We start from the raw sequence: 6,065 nt of genomic DNA, 5'->3' as shown, positions 1-6,065 counted from the left end.
ACTGGGGCCCGGGTGGTTTGTGGCTCTATCCGGCGGGTTGTGCCCCGGGGGGGGGGGGGCCCGCGGGGGGGGTGGGGGGGGGGGGCGCGGGGGGGGGGGGGGGGGGCGCCCCCGGGCCCCCCCCCGCCCCCGGTGCCGGACAACCCGCCTTCTCGCCCCTGGCGGGACCGGTACCCGTTCACCGTCGTCGGATTGCCGATGTGTTGGGGCGTCTCCCCCTGTTCACACTGTTCACATGTCGAGGACGATGTCGTCGTCCGGTCGGGCGCAGCAGATCAACGCCTCGCCGGGGGGCGGAGATTCGAGCGGTTCGGGCTCGTAGGCGACCGTGCCGGACAGCAGCGGTGTGGTGCAGGTGTGGCATAAGCCGGTACGGCAGCTCCAGCGGGTGGGGACGTCGCAGGCTTCGGCGAGTTCGAGCAGGCTGCGTCGGTCGTCGGGGAACGGGGTGGAGATGCCGCTGCGGGCGAACGACACCTGGGGTCCCGTACCCGGCGCGCCCGCAGGCCGATGGGGCGATACGGCGGACTGCGGGGTGACGCCCGGGTTCGTGGAAGGCAGGGGGGAGAAGGCTTCGACGTGGATACGGCCTGCCTCGATACCCGCGGACTCGAGGGCCTGCCGCATGTCCGCCATGAAGGCGGCGGGTCCGCAGAGGTAGGCGCTGGCGTCGGCGGGCAGGGACAGGGCCGTCAGAATGTCCGCGGTCAGCCGTCCGTGCGAGAAGTCACCGCCGTGTTGTTCTCTGCGTACGGCCGAGCTGTAGTAGATGTGCTCGTGCCCCTGCGGGAGTGCGGTGAGCAGGTCGTGGGCTTCCGCGGCAAGCGGGTGCTCCTCGGGGCGGCGGGCGCCGTGTATCCACCAGACCTCGCGTTCGGGGTGGTGGGCGGCAAGATCGTGGAGCATGGCCAGCACCGGCGTCAGACCGATACCGGCCGAGACGAGAACCACCGGCTCACTGCCGTCCGTCAGCACGAACTCGCCGCGGGGCGCCGCGGCGTCGAGCAACTCCCCCGGATGCGCCCGCGTGGTCAGGTAGCCGCTCACCGTGCCATGGGGTTCGTGTTTGACACTGATCCTGTACCGTCCGTCGACCGGCGTCGAGGACAGGGAGTAGCTGCGTACGGGCGCCGGCTGTGCGACCGAGGGAAGCCGCAGTGTGAGGTACTGGCCGGCCCGGACTTCCGGCAGGGGGGTTCCGTCGGGCGAGCTGAGATACAGGGAGGTGACGAAGGAGTTCTCGGCGACCACCTCGTCCACCTGCAGGGGGCGGAAGCCCGTCCAGGTCGGGTCGGCGGCCGCCGTGCCGCGGTCGGCGTCGGCCAGCAGGTCGTGGAAGGAGTTTCGCCACCCGGGGCTCAGGGCGGGTATGGACAGGGCGAGGCGGAGCTCGTCGGGGTCTCGCCGGGGCAGGTAGAGCAGGGCGTCGGCGTCGGCCACACTCAGTGGACCCGGTCCCGTGCGTGTCTTCGTGATCGGGTCACCGGCCTGGATGTGGCCCTCTCGAATCACCCGCATGTAGAAGCCGGGCCGGTGGTGACTCACCAGTAGGGCGGGCAGTTCGGGCTCCCCCACACGCATCCCGACGCGGTAGCAGGTGACTCTGGGCTGGGTGACCTCGAACTCCGCCTCTCCGATGGCGTAACGGTCGCCGATGCACACTTCGGCGTCGCCGAGGCCGTCGACGGTCAGATTTTCACCGAAGTCACCGTGGACGAAGTCGTTTCGGCGGAAATACTCCTGCCAGTACCGGTAGGACTGCACCTGGTAGACGAGGACGGCGCGCTGTTCACCGCCGTGTCCCGCCCGGTCGCCCTGTCCGTCACCGTCGATATTGAGGCGGCGGACCATCACCGGGCCCGAGACCGGTTCCTTCCATACGCCGGTGTGCACCGTCCTGCCCTGCCAGGACACGTCCTGCGGCATTCCGACGTTCACCGACAGCAACGAGGGCATGAACCTTCTCCTCTCCGGCGCCGGGTTCACTCGCCACCGCATCCACCATCGTTTCGCGGGTGAGCCTCTGGTGCATCCGGGTTGCCACATGCGCGGCGTCCGGCCGGGTGCGCCGGCGTCCGCGGGTGCGCCCGGGTGAGTCGGGCGCTCCGATCGCGATCCGCACGGCGGGCACCACGCCATGCCCGGCATGGCCCGCCGGTACGGTCTCGTCCTCGCCGGACGACAGGCGAACAAGCGGGTCGACCGGCATGCCCCGGAGTGTTTACGGGACGCCGTCAGGAGTCTTCGGCGCGGGAGAGCAGCGGGGCACGTGTGGCGGTGACCCTGAGGAAGTCGAGTTGTTCCGCGGAGCGTGTTCCGGCGGCCGCGGTATAGGCGACGATCCTGAGGTCTGATCCGGGCACGGTGAGGATGTCGCAGTCGAGGGAGATCTCCCCCACGGAGGGATGGGTGATGGTCTTGCGGTCATGGCCGAGTGCGCCCGCGCCGCCCTGCGACCAGAGCCGCGCGAAACGAGGACTGCGGGTGGTGCACTCCTGGATGAGTCCGCGCAGGCGGGGGTCGTCCGGGAAGGTGCCCTGTGCGGTACGCAGATCGGCGACGAGGGCAGCCTCCATGGCTTCCTGACCACGTTCGGACTGAGGCAGCCGGCCGGTGGGCTCGGGCAGGAACGTCTCGAGCACCAGGTTGCGCTGTTTCGCGGGGGGCTGCGCGGGCTCTCCGAACAGTGCGGCCCACAGCCCGGTGCACGTGATGAGTGTCCAGTCCGCGGCGAAGACGGCCAGCGCCTCGCGGGCGAGGGCGGCGAGCAGGCGTTGCACGCTGGGCGGGACGTGGACGGAGATGCGGCCGGATCCCGGCAGGGGAAGGTGTGCGAGGCGGTAGAGGTGATCTCGTTCGGACGCTTCCAGGTGAAGTGCGCGGGCCAGTGCCGCGGCGACCTGCTCGGAGGGGCGGCTGGCGCGTCCCTGTTCCAGGCGGACGAGGTAGTCCACGGAGAGACCGGCGAGTGCCGCGAGCTCCTCGCGGCGCAGGCCCGAGGCTCGGCGTCTGCCCGTGGCCGGCAAGCCCACGTCGGCAGGTGCGAGCCGGTCGCGCCAACGACGCAGTGCGGTGCCCAGATGGTTCTGTTCCTCGGTCACCGTTCCAGTATCACCGCCCCGCGCGAGGTGAGGGTGGTACTGCCGTTCCTACCGTTGTCCATGGCACTGGTTCCGGCCCTCGCACCGGCCGACAGTGGTCGTGGCAGGCCGTGTGAGTCACTGTTCGTATCGATTCTCTCAGGAGCACATCGTGTCCAATGAATCCCCGCAACCTCAGGAAATCGTCATCGTGACCGGGGCGTCGACCGGGATGGGGGCGGCCACCGCGCGGGAAATGGCCCGCCGCGGATTCCATGTCCTTGCCGGCGTGCGCCGCGACAGCGACGGCAAGGCGCTCCGCGCCGCCGGCATCGAGCCGGTGATCCTCGACATCACGAACCCGGAGCACATCGCGGCGCTGGTGGCACGCATCGACGGCGACCCGCACAACCGCGCCGTGCGGGTGCTGATCAACAACGCCGGTCTGCCTTGCGCCGGACCGGTCGAAGTGGTGCCGCTCGACGAATGGCGGCGCGTGTTCGACGTGAACGTCTTCGGGACCGTCGCGCTCACCCAGGCGCTGCTTCCCGCGCTGGTGCGCGGCAAGGGCCGTGTCGTCAACATCAGCTCGATGAACGGCAAGGTGTCCATGGCCGGCTACGGCGTGTACGCCAGCAGCAAGCACGCGGTGGAGGCGCTGAGCGACGCCCTGCGCAGCGAACTGGCACCGTACGGGGTGCAGGTGGTGATCGTGGAGCCGGGCGGCGTCAAGACCGAGATGGCCCGCGTCGGACTCGCGGGCCTGAGTGACCTCACGGCTCGGATGACCCCGGAGCAGAAGGAGCGCTACGGCGCTCTGACGCAGGCGATTCCCTCCCACGTCGCCGCGTTCACCAAAGCCGGCGCGACCTCCGACACCGCGGCTCGGACGATCGCCAAAGCCGCGACCGCCCGCAGGCCCCGCACTCGCTACACCATCGGCGCGGTGACCGCCTTCCTCATCCGCGCCTCCAGCCTCCTTCCCGACCGGGTGTTCGACCGGATGACGATGTCCGACCTGCGCAAGCACTACCCGAAGACGGTCAGGTACGGCCGGACCACCACGGGACATCACGCGTAGTCGCGATGGGTCCGGCAGTCCGGGCTTCCCCGGACACGGTGTGGCCCGGGGACGGCTGCCGAAGATCTGCGGGTCTCGGTCTCGCTCACGTGGGTGTCGCGGTGGGCCCGGGCTCCGGGATGCACCTGTTCGGCGTAGGGATTACGCTGGGTTCTTGTGTCTTGATCCTCCGACCCGATGCGCATTCCTTTGTGGAGAGAAGGTGCATGCAGATGGCGAGGATACTTTTCGTGGTGTCCGGTGCGACGTACTGGGTGCTCAAGGACGGTACGCGGTACGCGACGGGTTACTGGGCCGAGGAATTCGCGCTCCCGTACAAGAAGTTCACCGAGGCGGGGCACGAGGTCGTGGTCGCCACACCGAACGGTGTGACGCCCAATGTCGACATGATGAGCCTGCGTCCCTCCATGGCCGGAGGTGAGGAGGGGGCTCTTGAACTGGAGTCGATCATCCGTTCCGCCGAAGTCATGCGCCGCCCGCTGAAGTTGTCGGACGTCCGCTTGGAGGACTACGACGCGGTCTATCTGCCCGGTGGTCATGGCCCGATGTCGGATCTGTGGCTGGACGCGGACGCCGGGCGGATTCTCACTGCGCAGCTCGCCTCGGGCAAGCCGTTGGCGATCGTGTGCCACGCCCCCTCGGCCCTGCTGGCCACGAGGATCCACGGGGAGTCGCCGTTCAAGGGCTACCGGGTCACGGGTTTCACCAACGACGAGGAGGAAGCCGTAGGGCTGGCGGCCAAGGCACCGTGGTTGCTGGAGGACGAGCTCAAGGACAAGGTCGGCGTCGAGTTCAGCCGTGGCCCCATGTGGGAGCCGTACATGGTGGAGGACCGCAATCTGATCACGGGGCAGAACCCGCACTCGGCCGATGTCCTCGCGGGCCGGCTACTCGAAGTCCTCTCCTGAGCACGGGAGTTATCGCCCTCAGGAAGGTGGTCCGGCGGGCCGGATCAGGTGCGCAGGGTGACGCCGAAGCGGGTTCTCATCCGGCGTAGTTCCCACAGGGAGACGGCGGTCACCGTCAGCGGGCCGCCCAGGGTGGAGCAGAGCTGGACGAGCGGTGGGCCGGGTGGCATGCCGTCGCCGATCAGGCTGAAGGCCGCGAACACCCAGACCAGTGTGAGGGTGAGGACGGGCGGCAGCATCGGGTGGACCTGGGCGCTGTTGAAGGCACTGCGGGCCGAGTACAGCGACGCCATGAAGAAGAAGGGGAAGCCCCACACGATCACGACCAGGGAGGCGACGGCGAGGACGTACTCCCACCAGTCCTTCCCGTCGTCGGCGTTGACCGTCATGGCCGTGAGGGCGAGGACTCCAGCGATCACGATCAGCGCCAGCACGTACCAGCCGACCGCCTTGAGCGGGGTACGCAGCCGGGAGCGGAGATGCGGCCGCAGGTGCGGGGGTGCGTAGTAGATGAATCCTACGATCACCAGGGGCGCGGCGATGATCAGCACGAACGGGGCGACGAGCAGCTGGGCGGCACCGCCGTACGCCGCGTCCTCCCAGCGGTCCGGGTCCACATTGTAGGCGAGGATCAGGGCGATGGTGGCGGCGGCGCCGAGTATCGTGCGGGCCAGCTGGACACGGTCCACGGTGCGGTCTTCGATCCGGCCGGCGCCGTCCTGTGCGAAGAGCCTGGTGGCGGCGCGGTGCGCGGAGCGGAGGATCGCACCGACGAGCCCGAAGGGGGAGACCAGCGACAGACAGCCGCGGCGGCGCCTGACGGCGGGCCTGGTGGGCTGGGGCCCGTAGGGGTACGGCGGCTGGTTCGGGTACGGGCCGGCCGGCATCGGTGGTGCCGGAGGTCCGTACGGGCCGCCCTGGGGTGGTCCGTAGGGCGCGCCCCAGCCCCCTTGGCCTCCCGGGCCGCTGCCGCCCTGCTGACCTGGGCCGTTCCCC

General features: G+C 69.7%; 5 protein-coding genes. 2 read left to right on the top strand and 3 right to left on the bottom strand.

Translation table 11 applies throughout. From position 1 onward, the window contains the following. Nucleotides 1-231: 231 nt before the first annotated feature. Together ACGFR9_RS09855 and ACGFR9_RS09850 are read right to left on the bottom strand one after the other, a co-directional pair. Nucleotides 232-1,956, bottom strand: a complete 1,725-nt coding sequence (locus ACGFR9_RS09855) for an MOSC domain-containing protein (protein ID WP_393204942.1) — start codon at nt 1,954-1,956, stop codon at nt 232-234. A 278-nt stretch (nt 1,957-2,234) separates the two neighbouring features. After that, nucleotides 2,235-3,101, bottom strand: a complete 867-nt coding sequence (locus ACGFR9_RS09850) for a helix-turn-helix domain-containing protein (protein ID WP_393204939.1) — start codon at nt 3,099-3,101, stop codon at nt 2,235-2,237. Between the two features lie 151 nt (nt 3,102-3,252). Between ACGFR9_RS09850 and ACGFR9_RS09845 the strand changes: the two genes are divergently transcribed. Together ACGFR9_RS09845 and ACGFR9_RS09840 are read left to right on the top strand one after the other, a co-directional pair. Next, on the top strand, nt 3,253-4,161 hold the full coding sequence (locus ACGFR9_RS09845; RefSeq protein WP_393204936.1) for an SDR family NAD(P)-dependent oxidoreductase: 909 nt from the start codon (nt 3,253-3,255) through the stop codon (nt 4,159-4,161). Between the two features lie 212 nt (nt 4,162-4,373). Continuing rightward, on the top strand, nt 4,374-5,069 hold the full coding sequence (locus ACGFR9_RS09840) for a type 1 glutamine amidotransferase domain-containing protein (protein ID WP_393204934.1): 696 nt from the start codon (nt 4,374-4,376) through the stop codon (nt 5,067-5,069). 44 nt (nt 5,070-5,113) lie between these two features. On the opposite strand, the gene ACGFR9_RS09835 is transcribed toward ACGFR9_RS09840, so the two are convergent. Next, on the bottom strand, nt 5,114-5,956 hold the full coding sequence (locus ACGFR9_RS09835) for a hypothetical protein (RefSeq protein ID WP_393204931.1): 843 nt from the start codon (nt 5,954-5,956) through the stop codon (nt 5,114-5,116). Between the last annotated feature and the right edge of the window lie 109 nt (nt 5,957-6,065).

Source organism: Streptomyces sp. NPDC048584 (assembly GCF_043199595.1).
Classification (GTDB): domain Bacteria; phylum Actinomycetota; class Actinomycetes; order Streptomycetales; family Streptomycetaceae; genus Streptomyces; species Streptomyces edwardsiae.
Note: the sequence above shows the minus strand (reverse complement) of the source record. Positions and strands in the feature narration are given on the sequence as shown.

Coding starts and splice junctions, on each gene's coding strand:
- ACGFR9_RS09855 (WP_393204942.1), bottom strand. CDS start 1,956: ATGCCCTCGTTGCTGTCGGTGAACGTCGGAATGCCGCAGGACGTGTCC.
- ACGFR9_RS09840 (WP_393204934.1), top strand. CDS start 4,374: ATGGCGAGGATACTTTTCGTGGTGTCCGGTGCGACGTACTGGGTGCTC.
- ACGFR9_RS09835 (WP_393204931.1), bottom strand. CDS start 5,956: ATGCCGGCCGGCCCGTACCCGAACCAGCCGCCGTACCCCTACGGGCCC.